At 40.1% G+C, this 22,806-nt stretch carries 22 protein-coding genes and 1 other RNA gene; 20 read left to right on the top strand and 3 right to left on the bottom strand.

Annotation, left to right across the window (positions count from 1 at the left end; all coding sequences use genetic code 11):
- The first annotated feature begins 5 nt into the window (after positions 1-5).
- The 7 genes from ACIQXH_RS00910 to ACIQXH_RS00880 all read left to right on the top strand — a co-directional run bounded on the left by ACIQXH_RS00910 (position 6) and on the right by ACIQXH_RS00880 (position 5,414).
- A complete protein-coding gene (locus ACIQXH_RS00910) occupies positions 6-176 on the top strand; it encodes a YpmA family protein (protein ID WP_214772022.1) in 171 nt (56 codons plus the stop codon).
- 17 nt (positions 177-193) lie between these two features.
- Positions 194-670: a cell wall elongation regulator TseB-like domain-containing protein gene (locus tag ACIQXH_RS00905; RefSeq protein ID WP_402869121.1), complete on the top strand. Its 477-nt coding sequence runs from the start codon at positions 194-196 to the stop codon at positions 668-670.
- Between the two features lie 19 nt (positions 671-689).
- Entirely contained in the window at positions 690-1,874 is a 1,185-nt protein-coding gene (locus tag ACIQXH_RS00900; protein WP_402869119.1) for a pyridoxal phosphate-dependent aminotransferase, read from the top strand.
- 209 nt (positions 1,875-2,083) lie between these two features.
- Positions 2,084-3,376: an asparagine--tRNA ligase gene (gene asnS, locus ACIQXH_RS00895; RefSeq protein WP_402869117.1), complete on the top strand. Its 1,293-nt coding sequence runs from the start codon at positions 2,084-2,086 to the stop codon at positions 3,374-3,376.
- A 127-nt stretch (positions 3,377-3,503) separates the two neighbouring features.
- Positions 3,504-4,199, top strand: coding sequence for a DnaD domain-containing protein (locus ACIQXH_RS00890; protein ID WP_402869116.1), 696 nt, complete (start codon positions 3,504-3,506; stop codon positions 4,197-4,199).
- A 22-nt stretch (positions 4,200-4,221) separates the two neighbouring features.
- Complete coding sequence (nth, locus tag ACIQXH_RS00885; RefSeq protein WP_402869114.1) at positions 4,222-4,878, top strand: endonuclease III; 657 nt, start codon at positions 4,222-4,224, stop codon at positions 4,876-4,878.
- A complete protein-coding gene (locus tag ACIQXH_RS00880) occupies positions 4,875-5,414 on the top strand; it encodes a YpoC family protein (protein WP_402869112.1) in 540 nt (179 codons plus the stop codon). The genes nth and ACIQXH_RS00880 overlap by 4 nt, the downstream gene beginning before the upstream one ends.
- Positions 5,415-5,428: 14 nt before the next feature.
- Here ACIQXH_RS00880 and ACIQXH_RS00875 read toward each other — a convergent pair whose 3' ends face one another.
- Together ACIQXH_RS00875 and recU are read right to left on the bottom strand one after the other, a co-directional pair.
- A complete protein-coding gene (locus tag ACIQXH_RS00875; RefSeq protein ID WP_402869111.1) occupies positions 5,429-8,125 on the bottom strand; it encodes a PBP1A family penicillin-binding protein in 2,697 nt (898 codons plus the stop codon).
- 29 nt (positions 8,126-8,154) lie between these two features.
- The gene (gene recU, locus ACIQXH_RS00870) at positions 8,155-8,766 is read right to left on the bottom strand and encodes a Holliday junction resolvase RecU (protein WP_402869109.1); all 612 of its coding nucleotides are present in this window, start codon (positions 8,764-8,766) and stop codon (positions 8,155-8,157) included.
- 135 nt (positions 8,767-8,901) lie between these two features.
- Between recU and ACIQXH_RS00865 the strand changes: the two genes are divergently transcribed.
- From ACIQXH_RS00865 to ACIQXH_RS00850, 4 genes are all read left to right on the top strand, one after another.
- Positions 8,902-9,858, top strand: coding sequence for a DUF2515 family protein (locus ACIQXH_RS00865; RefSeq protein ID WP_402869108.1), 957 nt, complete (start codon positions 8,902-8,904; stop codon positions 9,856-9,858).
- 349 nt (positions 9,859-10,207) lie between these two features.
- Positions 10,208-10,477, top strand: coding sequence for a hypothetical protein (locus ACIQXH_RS00860; protein WP_402869107.1), 270 nt, complete (start codon positions 10,208-10,210; stop codon positions 10,475-10,477).
- 82 nt (positions 10,478-10,559) lie between these two features.
- Entirely contained in the window at positions 10,560-10,928 is a 369-nt protein-coding gene (locus ACIQXH_RS00855; protein WP_402869105.1) for a YppE family protein, read from the top strand.
- 76 nt (positions 10,929-11,004) lie between these two features.
- On the top strand, positions 11,005-11,649 hold the full coding sequence (locus ACIQXH_RS00850; RefSeq protein WP_402869102.1) for a YppG family protein: 645 nt from the start codon (positions 11,005-11,007) through the stop codon (positions 11,647-11,649).
- 72 nt (positions 11,650-11,721) lie between these two features.
- On the opposite strand, the gene ACIQXH_RS00845 is transcribed toward ACIQXH_RS00850, so the two are convergent.
- A complete protein-coding gene (locus ACIQXH_RS00845) occupies positions 11,722-12,186 on the bottom strand; it encodes an Hsp20/alpha crystallin family protein (protein ID WP_402869100.1) in 465 nt (154 codons plus the stop codon).
- A 140-nt stretch (positions 12,187-12,326) separates the two neighbouring features.
- Here ACIQXH_RS00845 and ACIQXH_RS00840 point away from each other — a divergent pair, with 140 nt between their 5' ends.
- The 9 genes from ACIQXH_RS00840 to ACIQXH_RS00800 all read left to right on the top strand — a co-directional run bounded on the left by ACIQXH_RS00840 (position 12,327) and on the right by ACIQXH_RS00800 (position 22,805).
- On the top strand, positions 12,327-13,094 hold the full coding sequence (locus ACIQXH_RS00840) for an alpha/beta fold hydrolase (RefSeq protein ID WP_402869098.1): 768 nt from the start codon (positions 12,327-12,329) through the stop codon (positions 13,092-13,094).
- 155 nt (positions 13,095-13,249) lie between these two features.
- The gene (locus tag ACIQXH_RS00835) at positions 13,250-15,496 is read left to right on the top strand and encodes a DEAD/DEAH box helicase (protein WP_402869871.1); all 2,247 of its coding nucleotides are present in this window, start codon (positions 13,250-13,252) and stop codon (positions 15,494-15,496) included.
- 103 nt (positions 15,497-15,599) lie between these two features.
- The gene (locus tag ACIQXH_RS00830; RefSeq protein WP_403121847.1) at positions 15,600-16,865 is read left to right on the top strand and encodes a ribonuclease H-like domain-containing protein; all 1,266 of its coding nucleotides are present in this window, start codon (positions 15,600-15,602) and stop codon (positions 16,863-16,865) included.
- A 437-nt stretch (positions 16,866-17,302) separates the two neighbouring features.
- Positions 17,303-17,791: a CotD family spore coat protein gene (locus ACIQXH_RS00825; protein ID WP_403079397.1), complete on the top strand. Its 489-nt coding sequence runs from the start codon at positions 17,303-17,305 to the stop codon at positions 17,789-17,791.
- Positions 17,792-17,858: 67 nt separating this feature from the next.
- Positions 17,859-18,410, top strand: coding sequence for an SLOG family protein (locus ACIQXH_RS00820; protein WP_402869092.1), 552 nt, complete (start codon positions 17,859-17,861; stop codon positions 18,408-18,410).
- Positions 18,411-18,616: 206 nt separating this feature from the next.
- Entirely contained in the window at positions 18,617-18,928 is a 312-nt protein-coding gene (gene gpsB / locus ACIQXH_RS00815; RefSeq protein ID WP_402869090.1) for a cell division regulator GpsB, read from the top strand.
- Positions 18,929-19,005: 77 nt separating this feature from the next.
- Positions 19,006-19,394, top strand: an RNA gene (gene rnpB / locus ACIQXH_RS00810) — RNase P RNA component class B.
- A 181-nt stretch (positions 19,395-19,575) separates the two neighbouring features.
- On the top strand, positions 19,576-21,660 hold the full coding sequence (locus ACIQXH_RS00805; protein ID WP_403079398.1) for a sensor domain-containing protein: 2,085 nt from the start codon (positions 19,576-19,578) through the stop codon (positions 21,658-21,660).
- Complete coding sequence (locus ACIQXH_RS00800) at positions 21,657-22,805, top strand: THUMP domain-containing class I SAM-dependent RNA methyltransferase (RefSeq protein ID WP_402869085.1); 1,149 nt, start codon at positions 21,657-21,659, stop codon at positions 22,803-22,805. Before ACIQXH_RS00805 ends, ACIQXH_RS00800 begins: the two co-directional genes overlap by 4 nt.
- Position 22,806 lies beyond the last annotated feature (1 nt).

The following is a 22,806-nucleotide window of genomic DNA, read 5'->3' as shown; positions in this document are numbered from 1 at the left end:
TTTTCATGGAGAGCAAAATTGAAGTGATCTCGACAGTCAGGCTGCAAAATTCACCTGATTTGTATAAGATTGTGGATTCTTTGAATCGAACGTTGAAAAAGGACGATTTGATGTTCGGGCTGGCATTGGATTCACAAGATCAAGAAAAAGCGATATTTACTATTTATCGTACATAGAAAGAGGGAAAGCGGCTTTGAAAAAATGGTTGGTTATTGCTTCTATCCTAGTCCTTTGTTTTATCGGTTTTGTCAGCGGAGCATACATTAAAGCATTACAGCATAAAAAAGAAGCTGGTAATGAGGCTTTTGAAAAGGCAAAGAAAGCAGGCGGAATTGATACCAAGGATGAGTTTTACCTTTATAATGGTCAAACCTCATATTCTGTTATCATTGGCAAGACGAAAAATGGAAGTAAAAAAATCGTCTGGATTCCTGAGGACGAGAAGAAAAAAATAGTTGTGAGGAATTTTAAAGACGGTAAGACAAAAAAAGAAATTTTAAACATAGTGAATGATAAGCTAAAACCTGAAGAAATCATATCTGTTAAGCTTGGTATGGAAAAGGATGTTCCTCTTTGGGAGGTAACATATCTCGACGATTCTGAACGGTATAATTATGATTATTACGATTTCAAGACAGGGGAATGGCTTAAGTATTATCGAAGTATATAGAATGGAGGATTTTACTACTATGAAATTAGCTAATCGGGTTCAGTCATTAACACCCTCAACAACACTGGCAATCACAGCAAAAGCAAAAGAACTCAAAGCACAAGGTCTTGATATTATTGGCTTAGGGGCCGGCGAACCTGACTACAATACTCCTCAACATATTATCGATGCAGCCATGCAATCCATGAATGAAGGACAAACCAAATACACGCCTTCTGCTGGGCTTCCAAAACTGAAAGCCGCGATTGCAGCAAAGTTAAAACGTGATCAAGGCCTAGAGTATAAGCCTTCTGAAATTATTGTCGGATCTGGTGCAAAACATGCGCTTTATACATTGTTCCAAGCGATTTTGGATGAAGAAGATGAAGTAATTGTTCCTATACCATATTGGGTAAGCTACCCAGAGCAGATTAAGCTTGCTGGCGGAAAACCCGTGTATGTTGTTGGCTCTGAAGAAAACCAGTATAAGATCACAAAGGAACAACTCGAAGAATCCATCACTGATAAAACGAAAGCGGTCATCATTAACTCTCCAAGCAACCCGACTGGCATGCTCTATTCTAAAGATGAGTTAGAAGCCATCGGTAAAGTTTGCCTAGATCATGATATTTTAATCATCTCGGACGAAATCTATGAAAAATTGGTATATGGAACTGCAAAACATATATCGATTGCAGAAATTTCTCCTGAATTGAAAAAGCAAACGATCATCATCAACGGGGTTTCTAAATCACATTCCATGACAGGATGGAGAATTGGTTATGCAGCAGGTGATGAGGCCGTCATCAAGGCCATGACAAACCTAGCTAGCCATAGTACATCCAATCCTACTACCACGGCTCAATATGGCGCAATTGCTGCATATGATGGCCCACAGGAACCGGTAGAGGAAATGCGACAAGCATTTGAAAGTAGATTGGATACGATTTATGGAAAATTAGTAGATATACCGGGAGTAAGCTGCATTAAACCGCAGGGGGCATTTTATTTGTTCCCGAATGTGAAACGTGCAATTGAATTAACAGGGTTCAGCAATGTCGAAGAGTTTACTACCGCATTATTAGAAGAAGCTCAAGTGGCCGTCATCCCAGGTTCAGGATTCGGGGCTCCGGATAACATCAGATTATCCTACGCAACCTCTTTGGACCTACTTGAAGCAGCCGTTGAAAGAATTCATACATTCGTTAAAGCGAAAATGGCGTAGTATTTGAAAAGCCTACAGGTCCCCTATTTCGTTTAGGGGGTTTGTAGGCTTTTTTATATCTTCCTATTTTTTATATGGATAAAAGATTATGAGCAGTAAAGTAGACATTTATAGTAGATTAGCTGAATAATTTGCTTGTAATGAGCCCTATAGGTATAATAAATAGAGTAAATTTCTTAGTAGTTAAGTTATATTTGGAGGGAAATTCGGTGAAAATTACAATAAAAGATGCTAGCAAATTTGTCGATCAAGAAGTGACAATTGGAGGCTGGCTTGCTAATAAGCGTTCTAGTGGTAAAATTGCTTTCCTTCAAATCCGCGATGGCTCTGGTTTCATCCAAGGGGTAGTCGTGAAGGCTGATGTAGGAGAAGGCCTTTTCTCTACTGCAAAGTCGGTATCACAAGAATCTTCCATGTATGTTACGGGAGTCATTCAGAAGGATGAGCGTTCACCTTTTGGTTATGAGCTACAGGTGAACAATATTGAAATCATTCATGATTCAGTTGATTACCCAATCACTCCGAAAGCTCATGGACCAGAATTCTTAATGGATAATCGTCATCTATGGCTTCGTTCGAAGCGTCAACATGCGGTTATGAAAATCCGTAATGAAATCATTCGTGCTACATATGAATTCTTCAATGATGAAGGTTTTGTCAAAGTGGACCCGCCGATTTTAACTGGTAGCGCACCAGAGGGAACGAGTGAGTTGTTTGCGACAAAATATTTTGATGAGGATGCCTATCTATCACAAAGCGGTCAGCTTTATATGGAAGCTGCAGCCATGGCATTAGGAAAAGTATTTTCTTTCGGTCCGACTTTCCGGGCAGAGAAATCTAAGACCAGAAGGCATTTAATCGAATTTTGGATGATTGAACCGGAAATGGCTTTCGTGGAATTCAAAGAAAACCTAGAAGTCCAGGAACAATTTGTCACAGCCGTCATTCAGTCTGTTCTGAAGAATTGTCAGCTAGAATTGAATACACTTGGCCGTGACACGACAAAGCTTGAACAAATCAAGGCTCCGTTCCCGCGGATCACTTACGATGAAGCTATCAAGTTCCTTCACGAACAAGGGTTTGAAGATATTCAATGGGGAGACGATTTCGGCTCTCCACATGAAACGGCAATTGCTGAAAGCTATGATAAGCCGGTCTTCATTACACACTATCCTACTAAAATTAAACCGTTCTATATGCAACCAGATCCAAACCGGGAAGAAGTCGTCTTATGTGCCGACTTGATCGCACCAGAGGGATATGGTGAGATAATCGGTGGATCGGAAAGAATCCATGATCAGGAGCTTCTTGAACAGCGCATTGCTGAACATGGTTTGAGTGAAGATGCTTATAAATGGTATATGGAATTAAGGAAATATGGATCTGTCCCACATTCTGGATTTGGCCTTGGCTTAGAACGGACAGTGGCATGGATTAGCGGTGTTGAACATGTCCGTGAAACTATTCCTTTCCCACGTCTTTTAAATCGCTTATATCCTTGATTTGTAAAAAAAACGGTTATTTAGCCATACTGGGCGAATAACCGTTTTTTTCTATTAATTCTGTTAAAATTATAAGCTTATTCGTATCACATTTTTCATGTTATACTAATTTAGAGGTGTCCAAAACATGAATAAAGAACATTTATATGCTTGGTTTAAGGAAGGAACGATAACGATTCCATCCTTTTTGTTGACTCACTATAAGACAATGGGGTTGAATGAGCAAGAGATGGTTCTACTACTCCAATTGCAGAATTTTATCGATGGAGATAATCCATTTCCAGCGCCGTCTCAACTTTCCGACCGAATGACATTACAGGAATCCGAATGCCTATTTTTAATACAACGTTTAGTTCAAAGAGGATTCGTCCAGATGGTCGTTGAAAATAATCAGGAAATTGGTCAGGAAAAGTATTCGCTCGATCCACTATATGAGAAAATGATGGACTGTTTCTTGAAGTCTTTGAAACAGGCTGAATCTGCCGAGGTACAGAAGGCAGGGGAGAGCCTGTATACAATATTTGAACAGGAGTTCGGGCGTCCATTATCTCCTTTTGAATGTGAAACCCTGGCAATGTGGATGGAGGATGACCATCAACCAGATATCATCAAAGCGGCTTTAAGGGAGGCTGTCATTTCAGGGAAATTGAATTTCCGTTATATAGACCGAATTTTATTCGAGTGGAAAAAGAATGGGATTAAAACCTTGGAACAAGCAAGGGAACAAGGACAAAAATTTAGAGTCCATCAAAAAAGGGACCGTAAAATAGAACCGACACAACCACTGAAAGATGTACCCTTTTATAATTGGCTCGAACAGTAATGTGAATTAAAGGAGAACAAACATGCTGAATAAGGCTCAAATTCGTTACTGTCTGGATACGATGGGCGAGATGTTTCCTGATGCCCATTGTGAGCTGAATCACTCCAATCCATTTGAATTGGTGATTGCTGTTGCTCTTTCGGCTCAATGTACAGATGTTTTGGTTAATAAAGTTACTCAAAATTTATTTCAAAAATATAAAACGCCTGAAGATTATCTTAGTGTACCGATTGAAGAATTGGAAAATGATATTCGTTCAATCGGTCTGTACCGTAATAAAGCAAAGAACATTCAAAAGTTGTCTAGAATGCTGATAGACGAATATGATAGAAGAGTTCCTAGGGACCGTGATGAGCTTACCAAGTTACCGGGTGTCGGTCGGAAAACGGCCAATGTGGTCGTCTCAGTGGCTTTTGGTGTGCCGGCGATAGCGGTGGATACCCATGTAGAGCGTGTGTCCAAACGGCTGGGTATATGCCGCTGGAAAGACAATGTCCTTGAGGTGGAAAAAACCTTAATGACCAAAGTGCCAATGGATGAATGGTCCGTTACACATCATAGACTCATTTTCTTTGGTCGCTATCATTGTAAAGCCCAGTCTCCAAAATGTGAAACCTGTCCGCTTCTTGATTTGTGTCGTGAAGGGAAAAAGCGGCTAAAAAGGATAGAAGCCAAATGAACGATTTAAATTCAATAAATGTGCCGGTCGAATTAGACGATCCATTCTTCTTCCCTAAAGAAATAAAAGCTTTAAAAAAGGAAGACTATCAAGAGTGGAGAAATCCCAGTGAAGTTGAAGTGTTTTCATATGAGCTGCTTTTTTACAGGGGGGAAGAAGTTTATTCACCTTGGAAGAGTGGGGAAATGCATATACCTGAACTGTTTGAAAAATGGAGGCTCATTAAAAAGGATTGCGAATTGTTTTTTTCGAATAGAAAAGCGGGACTGGCTTTAGAGCCTATGAAAGAAGGAATTGGATTATTCTTTTCGGCAGTCTATTGGATGAATGAAATACCCGTGAAGCTAAATGCATGGAAGAAACAGATGGAAGCCTGTCCGGTTAAACCGATAAACTTGGTTGAAAGATTATCTTTCATCATGGAAAGACCGGCGTTTTACCATTCATTCAGACAGCTTAGCGAATTATTCATCGAATTGGAAAAGCTCTTTGTAAGAAACAAGCTAAGAAAAGCGAAAAAAGGTCTAAGCGGTTAAGCTTAGACCTTTTTTTAATTGCCATTTTCTTTATCTTTGTTTTTATTTTTGTCTTTTTCTGGGTCAGGAGCGGGAGCGGGCTCAGGAGTATCCGCGGGTTTATCCTCATCAACTTTTCCTGGATCCTCATCTTCGACATCCTCATCGTCTTTGGTGGCATCATCATTGCCATTACCATTACCGTTTCCATTGTTCCCGTTGTTATCCGTGTTGCCCTGGTCTGGGTTTTTATCTTTATCTTCGTCTTCATTACCCTCGTCTTCAGTAGGAGTATCTTGTTCCAGATCCTCATCCTCGGCTGGCTCTTCAATATCTTCCTCTTCCTCAGGCTCTTCTTCAATAGCACTAGGAATCTGTACTGTAGCACTAGCAGGGTCGCTTCGTTGATTATCAACGATGGCTACGACAGAAAAAGTATATTTACTTCCCGGTGTAGGGTTTGGAATGGTTAAACTAGTATCCTTCGATTTTTTCAGAACACTTTTTGAGCCGCCGTCAACAGACATTTGGACTTCAAATTGTGGATCTCCATCACTGTGAGACCATGAAAGCTGTATTTCGTTGCTTTCCTGATTATAAGACGCACTGACACTAGGTGTATCTATTTTCTCATATTCTGTGGTAACTTGTGTTGGCTCGTGGCCTTTAACATAGTATTCATAACTGATTCTATCACTTGGAGTGTATTGATTGGCTTTCACTACAGGATTCGACCCTTTAATGACACCAACTTTTGCAACACTGCTCGGCTGTTCAAAGTCTTTCGTTGTTTTTGATTGGGCCATGTGTTCCATCAAATTCTTAAAGATGTATTTTGGTATTCTTTGAGATGAATCGCCTAGGTATTCCATCTTTTTACCTGCATTATTATCATAACCCGCCCATATGGCAACGGTATAGTTAGTCGTGTAACCAGCCATCCAGCTGTCCTTTACCCCTGAAGCAGGTATGTTGTTTGCTGCACGTTGCTCGGGAGTGAAGTTAGTGGATCCAGTCTTACCAGCGACTGGAAGCCCAGGTATGTTGGCCAATCTCCCTGTTCCGTAACTTTCTGTCATGACGCTTTTCAGCATATCCGTGACGATGAAAGCCGTGGAATCTTTCATGACAGGTTTTGTTTCTGTTTTGTTCTTGATGGTTGTTTTATCACGTAATACAATTTTCTTGACGGTATGTGGTTCGTTATAAATCCCACCATTACCAAAGGCCCCATATGCACCGGCAAGTTCTAGAGTGGAAACATCTGTGCCACCGCCAATTGAAGCAGATTCGTTGATTTCCTTATCTTTATCAAAAGGAACGCCAAGGTCAATTGCAAAATCACGTGCACGTTCTTTCCCGACTTCTTGGAACGCTTTCAAGGCCGGTATGTTCAATGATCTCGCGAGAGCTTCTCGAATAGGAACCGTTCCATAATGAGTGCCTGATGCATTTTTGAGGGGAGTTCCATCAAAGTAGGTATACTCCTCATCTTTAATAGGTTGATAGGTTGACCAGTTTAAATATTCGACAGCTGGACCATAATCTAAGATAGGTTTGATTGTCGACCCTGGTGAACGCTTAGCATCTGTTGCATAGTTCCACCCGCGTTTGACGTTCGTGTTCCTGCCACCGCCAACGGCTTTAATTTCGCCTGTTTGCGTATCAAGCAAAGTAACACCGGCTTGTAGATCTTCACTTGGATAACTAACGATATCATTACTATTCAACATTTTATAAACGTATTCTTGGGCGTCTTTATCAATGGTCGTTTGGATTTCCAGACCATCTGTAAACACATTATAGTCACCCATATTTCCGACTTCTTCTATTACCAAATCTATGAAGGCATCATAAGCAGTCGTATCGATTTGGTTTTTATCGACTTCTTGAAGTCCGGCTGTTATTTTAACGTTTTGTGCCTTTTTCATTTCCTGTTCGCTAATATATCCATGTTTATTCATGAGATGAAGTACAATATCGCGACGTTCTTTTGCCCGTTCTGGATATTTATATGGATCATAGCGACTTGGGCTTTGCGGTAACCCGACAAGCATGGCCACTTCGTTAAGGTCCAATTTATCCAAGTCTTTCCCGTAATATGTTTGCGAAGCCGTCAGAATTCCGTTTGCACGATTGGCAAAGAAAATTTTGTTCACATACATTTCCAGTATTTCTTGTTTTGTATATTTTCTTTCTAGCTGTATGGCCAGCCACATTTCTTGGACTTTCCTTTTAATCGTTTTATCAGGTGTTAAATAAGAGCGTTTGATAACCTGTTGGGTTAAAGTACTAGCACCTTCTGAACCAAAGCCATTTTTGACATTGGCGAGGACTGCGCTGCCTAAACGAAGGAAGTCAACCCCATGGTGGGAATAAAAACGGGAATCTTCTGTTGCCAGGAATGCGTCTTCGACTAGTTCAGGTATATCTTCATAATTGACAAAGTCACGATTCTCAGTGCCGACCTCTCCAAGTAATTTACCTTCTTCATCAAGGATCTTCGAGGTAACGGGGTCTTTTAAAAGGCTTTCGTCGAGCTTGGGAGCATCACTGATAAAGTAAGCTAATGTAGCTCCTCCAGCAACTAAACAAATAATTCCAATTGTAACGAGAATGAGAAAAACTCGCTTAAGCATGTTCGTGGGTTTTTTCGGCCCTTTTTTTGGTGCCTTCTTCTGTGCCTGACCCTGCTTTCTACGTTCTTCTCTTGTATTATATTTTTCAGCCATTACAGCTAACCTGCCTTTCTAGAAAAAAACTAAAAATTTTCTGCGATAAGTAAATCTACTACTTTAATATAGTCAATTCTCGGTTGAAAGCCAAGCGCAATCTTCTTTGAACTGGTCTTGACCTCTTCAAGGGTAATGGATTTGCGTCCACCGTCTTTCATCCGATTCCAATACAACACCAGTTGTTCGGAGCTCATTAAGTATATACTATCCGTCGCAGAAAAGCGGATAATAACAAATGCAATTCCATCATGCTGAACGATTTGCTTCATATGTTCAACTTGGTGTTCGTGAAAATTCTTGAGAGGGAAAGAGTTCCTATTTTTTGTTTCCTTGGCCTCAAAATCAATATATCTACCTTTATAGACCCCATTGTAATCCGTGGTCGATGCTTGCTTGAAGTAAGCTTCTTTAATAACGGCAGCACTTCTTTTGGGATAGTGGACATCCACAATTTGTACGGGTGTCGGCTTTTTATGTATGACAGCAATCCCGTGCGCTAAATAATACTGATTGGTTTCATTCAAATCATCCTCTAATGTTTTTCCACGATTACTGTAACTGAACTTCTTTAGTGGACTTTTCCTTTCTTTCATGGGCTGCGGTACGAACTTCCGTCCGTTGGGATAATTGAATGCCACTTTTACCCCTCCTTTTTTTTCACCTATCTATATTAGCAAAAAAAGAATCCAAAATGTGAATAAAAAGAATTGTTTCTTAGAACGATAGGATTTAACAATTGAAAAATGTCATAATTCCTGGAAATGGTGGTTCTTATGTATCAGATTACAAGCATGGAAAAGCAATTGTTATCTATTATAAAAGGTCAAACTGCTAAATGGAACAAAGATAATATATCCAGAACCCAAGCTTATGAAAAATTCTTCCTACTTCATCCTGAAATAAAATGGTCCTTTCTAGCAGGGATGGTTTCCCGTAATGCAGGTTGGAATATGTGTGATCTTAAAGGGGTCTGGTATTCGCAATTATTAGGTTCTAAATATAAACGTCAGTTATTCCTTGCTTACGAAGAAGCGAATTGGCGGATTTTTGAGGATGCCTATCCGCAGTTACTCATCTATCATTATTCGACGAAATTTAAGCGCCCTTTGTTTCACTTATGTCCATATTTTTTTATTACTGATTTCATCATAAATGAGTGGTACTCTTTTTGGGAGGATGGAAATCAGGAAAGATTAATCACCGCCCTTATTATAAATGAACAGAATATCATTGAACCCATCATAAAAAAGCGATCTCTCGTATTTCATTCCATCTTATTTTTTCTACAGGATTGTATGCATTTTAGCACCGTATTATTTCCCACATGTAAAGGGGTGTTATATGGCGCATCCGTTTCTCATTTTCGGAATCTAGATGAAAGAATCGAATTGGGGAAAAGATTGGCTGATCTTCTTTTTAGGAAAGAGCTTTTTCCATTATTTTTGGAATTCGCCAGTCGAACGGAGCCGACCGGATCGAGGTTTGATTATGAACAGTACAGAAAGATACCCAGGCTACATGAAACGCCGATGCTGCGTATGGTTTATCCAATCATCGATCATCATCCCATTCTCCCGGAGAAATGGTGTATAAAGAAAAGATTAAAAAAAGAATGGTTTTTCGAACCGCAGTGGAAAGAAAATCCTCTTTTGACCGATTGGTTCGATCGTAAACAAAAACAATTGCATACGGTCATCTTGCTCAAAAAGCTGGTCTTGAAAAAGAAGTAGGGAAGGCGATGTTTCCGCCTTCCCTGATGTGTGGTCATACCCCTATTCGTTTAGGTAGAGGGTTTGTTTTCACCACTAAGTTTTGGATTACCTTTTCCTGCCTTTTCTGCCGGCGGCTTTTGTCGTTTTTCGTTTTTTTGCTGTCTGCTTTCATTCGACTGCAAATAAATCACCTCCTGCTTGTATTCTTGTTTAAAATGGCCAGCTTCATTCGCTCCATATTGTCGAAGGCCCCTATAAATTAAGAAAATTCCACTTTCTTTGCCGATTCCCTTCTAGTTTTGTCAACCTAGAAGGGCTTTTTATTTAAAAAAAGAATAGTAACAGGTATAGAATGGGAGGGGTCAGCATGATCAATAAAAGTGTAGCAACAGAAGAAATTTTAAGTATGATAGCTGAAATCAGTACCAGTCTGGATCAATTGGAAAATGCTTATGGTGAGACCATGAATACGGCTCGTTGTAAGCTATGGGCGGAGCAGCACAATTTAGTGGATGACGCACAGGAAGCGATGGAGAAAGCCGGGGATTTCTTGGTTGAGACAGAAGAAATAAGCCGACCTTATCCCGTTAAATCAATAAAATCAATGATGGTACCCAAAATTTTAGCAGAAGTTTAAGTGTATAAGTATGAGTCGCTAGAATTTCATTTTTTCATCAATTCGATTATACTGTTGGAAACATGCTACGGAGGAATTCATCGTGCAAAAAGAGAAACTTCAAAAATTAACCGAACAATTAATACATTACGTAAGTCAAGCGAATGAAGTTTATGAAAGTGTTCGAAAGGAAGGAATAGAAAAAGACTTCTTTACGGAGGTCAAGCCGTTTGCCGATCAAGTCCAAGCAAATTGTGCGGAATGGGAGCATGGTATAAAAGAGTGGATGAAAGAAACGCCATTCAAACATCTATTTCCTGAGCAAATCGAACAAACGGCCAATAATCTTTCGGATGTCGCGGTTCAGGCATTCTTTCCGAAGACCAGCTATAAACGGTTTAAAAGCCATGTTCAATCCATTGAGTATATCCTTCACAATGTGAAATCAGAAGTGGACAGATTACTATCATGATCTTCCAAACACTAAAATCCTCTTTTTTCATATAATAATGGAACCATGTCAGGAAAAAAGAGGAGACGCATAGAACATGATGAGATCGGATTATAATCCTGTCTTCCCTAATCAAGAGCAGTACCCGCAATCCATGCCTGAATACTGGGGGGGATATCAGCAACCAATGCCGTACCCTCAGCAGTCACCCATTCAGGACCCGAATATGCACCATTACTCTCCCCAGTATAATGGAGGCTTGGTGCCACCCTATCAAGACCCATACCAGCAACCTGCCTTTCCATCCTACCAACCGGTGCCACAACAGGCCATGAATACAGGGGCGGCCCCGGGCAGTAGTGTAATGCAGCCGATGCCACCGAATCAGACAATGCCACCCATGTCACCAATGCCACCTATTCAACCTATGTACCCCAATCAACAAATGCCTGTCAATCAATACATGCCAAAACAAACTCAAGGCTTCAACCCTTTTGATAACCCGCTACAGCCGACGAAACGACCTCCGCAAATGCAACAACAAGTTTATAACCCATATCCAAAACAACAATTCATGCAAAAGCAGCAGCCTTCGGGAATTAAGTCTGTCATGAACCAATTTAAAACACAGGACGGATCGATGGATATTACAAAAATGATGAATACAGCTGGACAAATGATGAATACGGTCTCTCAAGTTTCTTCGATGGTCAAGGGAGTAGGGGGGTTCTTCAAAGTTTAGATGGGTAAAATAAAAAAGTAGACGTAAAAAGTGACCCAGCCACTTTTTACGTCTACTTAAGTTTGCCCTAATTCAATCGTTGATCTCAATTCGATTCCCTTTCACTTTAGGCAGATTAAGCGTTAGGATGCCATCGCGATGCCTAGCCCTTACATTTTGTTCATCGATTGGTTTTAAAAAGGAAATGGTTTTTGTTAACTGACTAGATGATTGCGTATTTTGAATGAAGCCTGGGGGTTGGCGAAACTTTTCCCCTACTTTGGACTTCGTGGAGATGGTCACGGATTGTGGCAATAAATCGATGGAAATTTGGCTCCTGGGAATACCGGGCAAGCTTGCGGTAAGGATATATTCCGAATTTGTTTCATCAAGGTAGATGGGGAAAGTTTGTTCTTTAGCTGAGCCAAAGAATCCGTCCAGGGACTGTAGCATGCCTCTGGCGGGCCTTTCAGAGAACAAACGATCCATTTTGTTAATGAAGTGGGTAAAAGGTTCTTTTCTTTCTTGGGGTTGATCATTCTTTTCAAAAGGGGTCATCACGGTCCTCCTATCTAAAAAACTCCTTTGCCTATAGGCTATGTAGAGGCTAAAGATGTGTGAATGGACATAAGTGGTTTAGATATAGACCCACGGGGAATAACAATATTAAACATAATCTTGGGGATGGGGGATTGAAGATGACTGGAAGCAGTAATTTATCATACATAGATCGAGGCGAAGGAAAAGATACACTATTGTTTATTCATGGATTTTGCGGGAGCCATGAATATTGGCAGAAGCTAATTCCAAACTTGCAGAAAAAGTATAGAGTCATTGCGGTCGACCTGCGTGGCCATGGAGCAAGCGAATCGAATGTAACATCTTTTTCTATTGAAGATATGGCTGAGGATATTGCACTCTTTTTAGAAGACCAGGATATCGAGCAGGTATATTTATTCGGGCATTCTCTAGGAGGCTATATAACTTTGGCCTTTGCTGAGAAGTTCCCGGAAAAATTGAACGGATTCTCACTTATTCATTCTACTGCTTTTCCGGATGATGAGGGAGGGAAGGAAGGGCGCATGAAGGCAGTTGAAAAAATTGAGGCTGATGGTATGCCGCCTTTCATTGATGGACTCATCCCTAAGTTATTTGCGGATTCCAATGACCCTCAAATCGAGCAGGTTAAGAGGATTGGATATCAAACGAGGGAAACAGCGGCAATTGGATCGTTACATGCTATGAGAAATAGAAAAGATAAAAATTACGTCTTACAGGATACCAAGCTACCAGTCCTTTTGGTCGCAGGTGAAAAGGATAAAGTCATCGCCCCGGAAAAGACCTTTTCCATAAAGGGTAAGAATATAAAAGAGGTAGTCCTAGAAGGATGCGGCCATATGGGAATGCTTGAAGACCCTGAAAGGCTTGCGAGTGAAATTGAACATTTCATTGAAGAAGTCAAATAGTAGAAGGTGAAAATTTTATCAATTGGTGAAAGCTAAAATTACACTAACTATGGACCTAAGCAGTTTTAGGTCTTTTTTTGTTTGGCAGTATATCCCAACTGGTCAACCAAACGTTTATTCGGTAAACTATTATGTACAAAGAGGTGACTAGTATGATTGGAAAGAAATCACTTTCGGAATTAATAAAAGAATTAAGGGAAAATGAAAATATCATTAATTGGCATGAAATTGAACCGCGGGAAGCGAAGACGAGACCGTTGCCTTCCAGCGTTGACGATAGAATTAAAAATGCTTTGCAAAAAAGAGGGATTGGTGACCTGTATAGCCATCAATACACAGCATATGAAACATTGAGGAAAGGAGAAAATATTGTAGCCGTAACCCCTACGGCTTCGGGAAAAACACTATGTTATAACCTTCCAGTGTTACAATCCATTGCAGAAAATGGGGAAAACCGTGCGTTGTATATTTTCCCGACTAAAGCTCTAGCCCAAGATCAGAAAAGCGAACTGAACGAGATAATCAGTGAAATGGGGATAGACATCAAAAGCTACACCTACGATGGGGATACTTCGCCTGCCATTCGCCAGGTGGTGAGAAAGGCTGGTCATATCGTGATTACAAACCCGGATATGTTGCATTCGGCCATTTTACCGCATCATACAAAGTGGGTGAGTCTCTTTGAAAATCTCAAGTATGTCGTCATTGATGAACTCCATACATATAGGGGCGTGTTTGGAAGCCATGTTGCCAATGTCATTAGAAGGTTGAAACGAATCTGTAAATTTTATGGAAGTAATCCGATCTTTATATGTACATCCGCTACAATCGCCAACCCGAAGGAATTGGCGGAGCAGCTAACTGGTAATCCCATGCGCTTAATAGATGATAACGGAGCGCCTAGCGGTAGAAAACACTTCGTTTTTTATAATCCGCCAATTGTTAATAAGCCCTTGAACATCAGGAAAAGTGCAACTGTAGAGGTTAACAACCTAGCAAAGGAATTCTTGAAGAATAAAATCCAGACCATCGTTTTTGCTCGTAGCCGAGTTAGAGTGGAAATCATATTAAGTCATTTGCAGGACCTCGTGAAAGGTCAAATCGGGTCGAAATCCATTAGGGGCTATCGCGGAGGATATCTCCCAAAACAAAGAAGGGAAATAGAACGGGGCTTAAGGGAAGGCGATATTCTAGGTGTTGTCAGTACGAACGCTTTAGAATTGGGAGTGGATATAGGGCAGTTACAGGTATGTGTCATGACAGGATACCCGGGAAGTGTGGCGAGTACATGGCAACAGGCTGGGAGAGCAGGGAGAAGGCATGGGGAAGCTTTGATACTGATGGTGGCAAGTTCTACCCCCATAGATCAGTACATTGTACAAAATCCAGAATACTTTTTTGACCGTTCTCCTGAGTCGGCCCGGATTAATCCGGAAAACTTAATTATTCTGGTTGACCATTTAAAGTGTGCCGCTTACGAACTCCCTTTTAAGGAAAATGAAGAATTTGGTCCCTTGGATGTGAAAGAAATTTTGGAGTATCTAGTGGAAGAAAGGGTTATTCACCAAAATGGTGATACATTCTACTGGGCCAATCAATCTTTCCCGGCTGGAAATATCAGTTTACGGTCTGCGTCCCAAGAAAATGTCGTTATAGTCGATCAATCAGAAACGGCAAATGTAAAAATAATCGGGGAAATGGATAGGTTTAGCGCTATGACACTCCTACATGATGAGGCAATTTATTTACATGAAGGAGTCCAATATCAAGTTGAAAAACTAGATTGGGAACATAAAAAGGCATATGTGCGGGAAGTGGACGTGGAATATTACACAGATGCAAACTTAGCCGTACAGCTAAAAGTACTGGAAATAGATAAAACGGTCAATACGAGGGAATCGTCAATCAATTATGGCGATGTTACCATCAATATCTTACCAAGCATCTTTAAAAAGATAAAACTAACGACATTTGAAAACATAGGGTCAGGTCCCATTTACTTACCAGAGGAAGAACTGCATACTAGCGCAACTTGGTTGGAAATAAAAGAAGTTGATTCCACACTTGGCGAAAAAACACTGGAGCAGCTCCTACAAGGGGTTGCTAATGTTTTGGGACACGTAGTTCCCATTCTTGTTATGTGCGATAGGAATGATATCCATGTTGTTGCCCAAATAAAAGCGGCACATACCCAGCTACCCACTATATTTATGTACGATCATTATCCAGGTGGAATAGGGCTAGCTGAAGATGTTTATAAGCGTTTTGACCAGGTGAAAGAGGCAGCGAAGAATCTTATAAGAAAATGCCCATGCAAAGATGGGTGCCCTTCATGTATAGGGACTGAAATAGAAGGGGTACGTGCCAAAAAGAGAAGTGTGGAGTTGCTAGACCAATTTTAGTTGAAAGAAAGAACGAGTTAATTTTAAAGCTCTCCGGATGTTGAACCTGTATTTTCGGTAAAACCATTCAATGGCCGGATTACATGAATAGAGGTGTAGCTTTTTGTCATTGAAAAATAAACTGAATCGCATGAAGCCCCATATGAACCATGAAACACAAGATAGACAACCACTGATAAAGGAATGCGACGACATGGTGAAAACTGACATTCCATTTCTTGAAAAGTGGCTTGGAAATGACACGAGTGCCTACCATTTTGATGGAGATTATTGCTTCGTCCGTGAAGTTCGTTATCCCTTGGAACATAAACATGGTTTGTATTCGTTCCTGGAGTTGAAGGGGATAGTAAAGGCATGGAATCAATCTTCTGTAGAGCACCCCTTGTCTGCTAAAGGGATTAAGGGCGAAGATCTCTTTTTCTTTGATACGGAAACGACAGGACTAGGTGGTGGGGCAGGCAACACCATCTTTTTACTGGGTTACGCTTATTTTGAAGGGGATGAAGTCGTCGTCAAACAGCATATCCTGCCCCAGCCTGGTAGTGAGGTCCCGCTTTACCAAAGCTTTCTTGAGAACATCAATTATGAAACACTTGTTACGTATAATGGAAAGGCATTTGACTGGCCACAGTTAAAAACAAGGCATACCTTGATAAAGGAACATGTCCCGAAGCTTCCGGAATTCGGTCACTTTGATTTATATCATGCTTCAAGACGGCTCTGGAAAGATAAATTAGAACGAGTGAAATTATCTGCAGTGGAAACGGACATTTTAGGGTTTGAACGCGAAGATGATATCCCAGGGTACTTGGCACCAATGATTTATTTCGATTTTGTTGAACGGAAGAATCCGGACATTCTTTTTGGGATCATGAAACATAATGAATTGGATATTTTATCGCTAATCACCTTGTATATTCACTTGTCCCGAAAAATCCTACAAATGGACGGATATACGGAAGAATCATTGGAGATTGCCCGTTGGTTCGCCTACTTAGGGAAAAAGGAAGACTCTGTGGAGGCGTATGAAAAAATAAGGGAAGTCGGAAATGAGGAAGACCGGATCTCGGCAGGTCATGCAATAGCTTTTCAGAAAAAGAAACAAGGGAAATTTGACGAGGCACTTACAATCTGGAAGGAAGTAGCGTTAAATGGGATACCTCGGTTGAGGATTCAGGCTCAGATTGAATGCGCAAAAATTTTGGAGCACCAATCCAAGAATCCCGCTGCTGCCCTTACTTGCAGCAAGAAGGCATATCAAGAAATGCTGGAAATGGGCAATGGGAATAGGCTGAACTTGGAGAAAAAACTTTTGGAATTAGAAAAAAGGATGTTGCGGCTTGAAAGAAAAAATAGACTCCTACAATAAAAGCTCTAATGATTAATAAGTAACTACCAATTGCCAAATTCTTCTTGTGATAAAAATGTAGTAAACAAGTATTGTAGCCTCAAGTCATAATGTGTAAAATGATAGTCGTCGAGGATGAATGTAGAAACATCCATCCGTTCAATAAATTTAATAGTGAAAGCGGAGCGAAGAAATGTATAAAACCACATTATTTCTATTTTTTGTTGTCCTATGTTTGACGATTGTTTTATTTACATCATTAAAAGATAGTTTTTATTCTTTTTTATAAAAAGCACGAGGTAAAGCTGCCCACATAAGATGAAAGGTAGTTTGAATTTTCCTTGATTATTGGATTAATTGATATAAATAGGTTATTTCATCAGTACACGTCTACCCTTTTTTTCATAGTCTGTAATGGTAAGGCAAAACTTATCTTGATGAAAGGGGACGAATTATATATGTATTTTCGTAATTGTGGGGGATATCACTCAAATGTAATGGGAGCACACTCAAATGTAATGGGAGCACACTCCAATGTAATGGGGGCACAATCCAATGTAATGGGAGCACACTCCAATGTAATGGGGGCACAATCCAATGTGATGGGAGCAAAATCCAATGTAATGGGGGCACAATCCAATGTGATGGGAGCGCAACACTATCCGACTGCTGTTTCTCCAGTACATGGTCAAACCCAGGCTCTTCCTACGCAAACGGCACCGGCACAAGTATCTCCTACTCAGCAATACGTAAACACAAATGTATCTAATACAGTGATTCCTGTTATTCACCCATCTCATACAACAACCGTTAATAAACATTGCAACACATATAAACACTATTTCCCGCATACTCAATCTGTAGTGAACGAGTGTTACACTCAAAACTTGATTTGTGGTATGCCGCCAGTCAATCCTTGCTGCCCACCTAGGCAATTTGGATACTGAAAAAATTAAGGGCCTAATAAGCCCTTATTTTTCTTACATAATGTCTGAAAGGGGGAGTGGTCTTTAGATGAAGGTTTTGTATCTAACTGGTTATAAAGCATTCGAATTAGGGATATTTAAAAATGATCATGAAGGCGTACAATACATAAAAAAAGCGATTAGGCAACGGCTCATTCCCTTAGTCGAGGATGGACTTGAATGGGTGATTATTTCCGGCCAGTTAGGATCGGAGCTATGGGGGGCTGAGGTGGTATTCGAGGTGAAAGAGGAGTACCCTTCCTTAAAATTGGGTGTGCTTACTCCTTTTTTGAATCAGGAAGAGTCATGGAATGAGACGAATCAGGATTTCTACCGTTCCATTTTGACACGTGCCGACTTTGTCGAATCAATTTTCAAGAAGCCTTATGAAGGACCACAGCAGTTGAAAGTTAAAAATCGTTACATGGTCAAGAAAAGTGATGCCATGTTGATTGTTTTCGATCCTGAAAAGGAAGGATCTGCAAAATATCCATATTATGAAGCCATGAAAAAAGCGGAATCCCTAGCCTATCCCATTTACCAGATTAGCTTTGACGATTTGCAGCAAGTAGCGGAAGAGGATAACTGGGCTAACGATTAAACCATAAAGCAATAAATCATGGACTAAATGTTGTTTCCAGAGCATAATCATATTATGATGAAAATTAGAAACAAAAGGTAGTCCTGCAAGTCGTAAAAAATTTGTCCTTATTTTAAATAAAAATGTGTTTGTTTGACAAATCCAAGCAGATTTGAAAAAATAATAAAAAGTCGATTGTATTGGCGAAAGTATTGAGGTGAAGTCTTATGCTATCCGATAAGATAAAATTAACGGCTAAAGATATTCTTGAAAAAGATTTTAAAACGGCTATGCGAGGTTATAAACCTGAAGATGTAGACCAGTTTCTAGATCTTATCATCAAGGATTATGAAGTGTTTCATCAGGAAATTGAAGATCTTAAACAAGAAAATCTTAAATTGAAAAAACAAACCGAAGAGAATCCGAAACGTCCGAGTCAACCTGCTCCAGGAGCAACTCCTGGTACTACAAACTTTGATATTTTAAAACGGTTATCCAACTTAGAAAAGCATGTCTTTGGAAATAAACTGTTCGATTAATTGCTTGGTTTTATTTCTTTTTTGAAATTGTATTGTGTTTTATTTGTTTATGGGTTATAATCATTAATGTTATGTTAACGTTTGGGTAATTGCTGCTGCATTTATGCAGTTGAGGAAAGTCCATGCTCGCACGGGCTGAGATGCCCGTAGTGTTCGTGCCTGGCGAAAAAATAAGCTTGGGCAGCAGTCTTTGACTGTTGACGGCCGGGAAAATGCCTAAGTCCTTTTGGATATGGCATGAATACCTATAAAAGTGCCACAGTGACGGAGCCTTTGCAGAAATGCAAAGGGTGGAACGAGGTAAACCCCACGAGCGAGAAACCCAAATTAATGGTAGGGGCGCTTTCTTCCTTGGAATTGAACGAGGAGAAGGACAGAAGCATTGCTTCTGTAGATAGATGATTACCGCCGAAGTACGAGACGCAAGTCGCTTGCAGTACTGAGGAACAAAACATGGCTTACAGAACGTTACCATATAACAATTAAAGAACAACTCTCCTTGTGAAAGGAGAGTTTTTGTTTTGTTTATGAAATTTTATCTAATCTAAATATGTCAAAACAATGTCGGATTTCCCCTTCTTAACACTACGTGTGTAAAATACTTTATCATGGAAGTATAAACTAGTGTACTATCGGAGGTTTTCAACATGAGGGATATGCAGGTTGGTTTTCCGGAAGTGTTTTCATTGGCTGATACCATGCTGCAGCAAATGCAGGAGGGGGCTTTGGTCTATACTGAAGAAGGATTAATTATCCAATGGAATAAGGCGGCGGAGAAAATTATCGGATACTCTGATTTTAAACAATGTGGCCATTTATTTCCTTCTTTATTTGCCAGTGAGCATGAGGTTGAAATGATGAGTAAGGAATTACGAAGTAGTCAATCCTATACTGGCTCTCCAATTATGATCCGTAAAAATGGAGAGCGATTTAAAAGTAAAATGAAAATTAGTGGAATCTCATTAAAGGGACAAATGTTTTACTCTGTTATTTTTGATCATCATGATTTTCGGGTAAGGGAAGAAACAGAAAGGATCCTTGCTGAAAAAATTTTCATGAATATTGAAGAGAGTGTCTTATATACGGACAAGCATGGTGTCATTCTATCCGTGAACCCAGCCTTTCAAATCGTGACAGGATATACAGAAGAAGAGGCAGTTGGAAAAAAGCCAAATATTCTTCAATCCGGATATCATAAAAAAGATTTTTATGATGCCATGTGGAAAGAGATAGGGGAATGTGGAAGATGGAGCGGAGAAATCTGGAATAGACGAAAAAATGGTGAGGTTTTCCTTGAGTGGTTAACGATTCTTGCCATTACGAATGAATCTGGAGAAGTCACACACTATGTTGCGTTGTTTTCTGATATCACCGATAGGAAGCATCAGGAAAATCAACTGCAAAAACTGATTCGGTATGATGCTTTGACAGGAATGGCTAACCGTTCTTTATTGAATGAAGAGCTGTGCCGCTTAATCGAAATGTCTGAAAAATACAATCAAACACTCGCTGTGTTACACTTAGACCTTGCACGATTTAAAGCGATTAATGAAACACTAGGTCATGGATATGGGGATTTATTGCTGAAAAAAGTTGCAGCAAGAATAAAGAGAATGTTGAAAAACGAAAATGTGATTGCACGAATTGGCGGCGACGAGTTTATCATTGTCTTGCCCCATTTAAAGCATGTAAAAGAAGCTGTCCACGTCTCTGAGGATGTCATTTCAACACTCAAACAGCCTTTTTATTTATATGACGAAGAGGTATATACATCAGTTAGTGTAGGAATTAGTTTATATCCCTTTGATGGCTCACAGGTTGAAACATTATTAATAAATGCTGAAAAATCGTTACAAAAAGCGAAGGCCAATGGGGTTAATAGCTTTGAATTATATCATGAAGATTTACAAACGGGGAATGATACCCGGAGAAGAACAATAGAAAATAGGCTACATACAGCAATCGAAAACAACGAGCTTCAGGTTCACTATCATCCGCAGGTCCATCTTGAAACAGGGAAAGTGGTGGGTGTGGAAGCACTCCTGCGTTGGAGTGTTCCTGAATTAGGACAGGTTTCTCCTGCCGAGTTCATTCCTATTGCGGAAGAAACGGGACTGATCATCCCAATCAGCCATTGGGTCATTAAACAGGCATGTGAGGAAATTAGAAAATTCCATATTTCTGGGTATCCTGATTTAAAGGTAAGTATCAATATATCAGGATTGCATTTCACCCAGGAAAACTTTGCGAAAGAAGTCATTGGCCTCATACAAGACACTAACATCAATCCCCATCGTGTGGAGTTGGAATTGACCGAAAGCATAATCATGCCTAATGCCCAGAATTCGATAAAAAAATTAGTCGCACTCAAGCAACAAGGATTTAAATTGTCCATTGATGATTTTGGGACTGGTTATTCATCATTGAGTTACTTGCGAAAATTCCCTATTGATACTCTTAAAATCGATCAAAGTTTTATTAAAAACGTAGATAATGACAAAGATGACTCGGCAATAGTGATAGCGATTATTACTATGGCTAAGACGCTTAATCTGGAAATCATAGCAGAAGGCGTGGAACTTAAAAAGCAAGTAGACTTTTTGAAAACGCAAAAGTGTGATATCATTCAAGGGTTTTACTTGTCAAAACCGTTACCCGTTACTGAATTGCATGACTTTTTGGAAATGTGGAAACCGATTTTGATTATAGGAAAGAAGGTGCATGACGAATGAAACAATTCGATATTATTGCAACATCAGCAATGGGATTGGAATCTATTGTTGCAAAGGAAGTCCGTGACTTGGGTTACGACTGTGAAGTTGAAAACGGAAAAATTATGTACAAAGGGGACCAAATGGCCATAGCCCGCTCTAATTTATGGTTACGTAGTGCCGATCGTGTGAAAATTAAGGTCGCTGAATTCAAGGCGTATTCCTTTGATGAGCTGTTTGAAAAAACCAAAGCCTTGAATTGGGAAGATTACCTATCTGTAGATGTTGAGTTTCCAGTCAGCGGTAAATCAGTTAAATCCCAGTTGTATAGTGTTCCTGATTGTCAGGCCATCGTGAAAAAAGCGATTGTCGATCGATTGAAAAGTAAGTATAAGCAAGTTTCCTGGTTTGAAGAGACAGGCCCATTATTTAAAATTGAAGTATCGATTTTAAAAGATTTAGTAACACTTACGATAGATACATCAGGAGCTGGATTACATAAACGTGGCTACCGCACTGGGCAAGGTGAAGCACCTCTTAAAGAAACCTTGGCGGCAGCGTTGGTAATGCTCACGAACTGGAAACCAGATAAACCATTCATCGACCCATTCTGTGGTTCCGGGACGATTCCTATTGAAGCGGCATTGATTGGACAGAATATTGCTCCTGGATTTAACCGTGACTTCATTTCCGAAACCTGGTCTTGGATGGATAGCAAGGTTTGGGATGAAGCGAGAACCGAAGCTGAGGATTTGGCTGATTACGATCAGTATTTGGATATTTCAGGATGTGATATTGATCACCGCATGGTCGAAATCTCAAAAGCCAATAGTTTCGAAGCAGGTCTTGGAGATTTGATTGATTTCAAACAAATGCAGGTGAGGGATATCTCGACGAGGAAGGAATATGGCGTCATTGTGGGGAACCCACCATATGGGGAACGTCTTGGTGAAAAGAAAGCCGTTGAGCAGATGTATAAAGAGATGGGAGAGGCATTTAAAAAGCTTGATACATGGTCTATTTACATGATTACCTCAAACCCGGACTTTGAACAGTTTTATGGGAAACCAGCTACGAAAAAAAGGAAGCTGTTCAATGGATTCATTAGGACGGACTTTTATCAATATTGGGGAAAAAGGCCGGCAAGACAACCTAGAGGCGAATAAG

This window comes from Peribacillus sp. NPDC097225, assembly GCF_044761955.1.
Taxonomy (GTDB): Bacteria; Bacillota; Bacilli; order Bacillales; family DSM-1321; genus Peribacillus.
The sequence above is the reverse complement of the archived record's forward strand: the minus strand, read 5'-3'. Positions and strand labels throughout refer to the sequence as shown.

Excerpts from the sequence above, each read along its gene's own strand:
- ACIQXH_RS00850 (WP_402869102.1), top strand. The coding sequence starts at position 11,005 with ATGATGAGATCGGATTATAATCCTGTCTTCCCTAATCAAGAGCAGTAC.
- ACIQXH_RS00805 (WP_403079398.1), top strand. The coding sequence starts at position 19,576 with ATGAGGGATATGCAGGTTGGTTTTCCGGAAGTGTTTTCATTGGCTGAT.
- ACIQXH_RS00890 (WP_402869116.1), top strand. The coding sequence starts at position 3,504 with ATGAATAAAGAACATTTATATGCTTGGTTTAAGGAAGGAACGATAACG.
- nth (WP_402869114.1), top strand. The coding sequence starts at position 4,222 with ATGCTGAATAAGGCTCAAATTCGTTACTGTCTGGATACGATGGGCGAG.
- ACIQXH_RS00800 (WP_402869085.1), top strand. The coding sequence starts at position 21,657 with ATGAAACAATTCGATATTATTGCAACATCAGCAATGGGATTGGAATCT.
- gpsB (WP_402869090.1), top strand. The coding sequence starts at position 18,617 with ATGCTATCCGATAAGATAAAATTAACGGCTAAAGATATTCTTGAAAAA.
- ACIQXH_RS00880 (WP_402869112.1), top strand. The coding sequence starts at position 4,875 with ATGAACGATTTAAATTCAATAAATGTGCCGGTCGAATTAGACGATCCA.
- ACIQXH_RS00820 (WP_402869092.1), top strand. The coding sequence starts at position 17,859 with ATGAAGGTTTTGTATCTAACTGGTTATAAAGCATTCGAATTAGGGATA.
- ACIQXH_RS00900 (WP_402869119.1), top strand. The coding sequence starts at position 690 with ATGAAATTAGCTAATCGGGTTCAGTCATTAACACCCTCAACAACACTG.
- ACIQXH_RS00840 (WP_402869098.1), top strand. The coding sequence starts at position 12,327 with ATGACTGGAAGCAGTAATTTATCATACATAGATCGAGGCGAAGGAAAA.
- ACIQXH_RS00910 (WP_214772022.1), top strand. The coding sequence starts at position 6 with ATGGAGAGCAAAATTGAAGTGATCTCGACAGTCAGGCTGCAAAATTCA.
- ACIQXH_RS00860 (WP_402869107.1), top strand. The coding sequence starts at position 10,208 with ATGATCAATAAAAGTGTAGCAACAGAAGAAATTTTAAGTATGATAGCT.
- ACIQXH_RS00845 (WP_402869100.1), bottom strand. The coding sequence starts at position 12,186 with ATGACCCCTTTTGAAAAGAATGATCAACCCCAAGAAAGAAAAGAACCT.
- ACIQXH_RS00875 (WP_402869111.1), bottom strand. The coding sequence starts at position 8,125 with ATGGCTGAAAAATATAATACAAGAGAAGAACGTAGAAAGCAGGGTCAG.
- ACIQXH_RS00865 (WP_402869108.1), top strand. The coding sequence starts at position 8,902 with ATGTATCAGATTACAAGCATGGAAAAGCAATTGTTATCTATTATAAAA.
- ACIQXH_RS00825 (WP_403079397.1), top strand. The coding sequence starts at position 17,303 with ATGTATTTTCGTAATTGTGGGGGATATCACTCAAATGTAATGGGAGCA.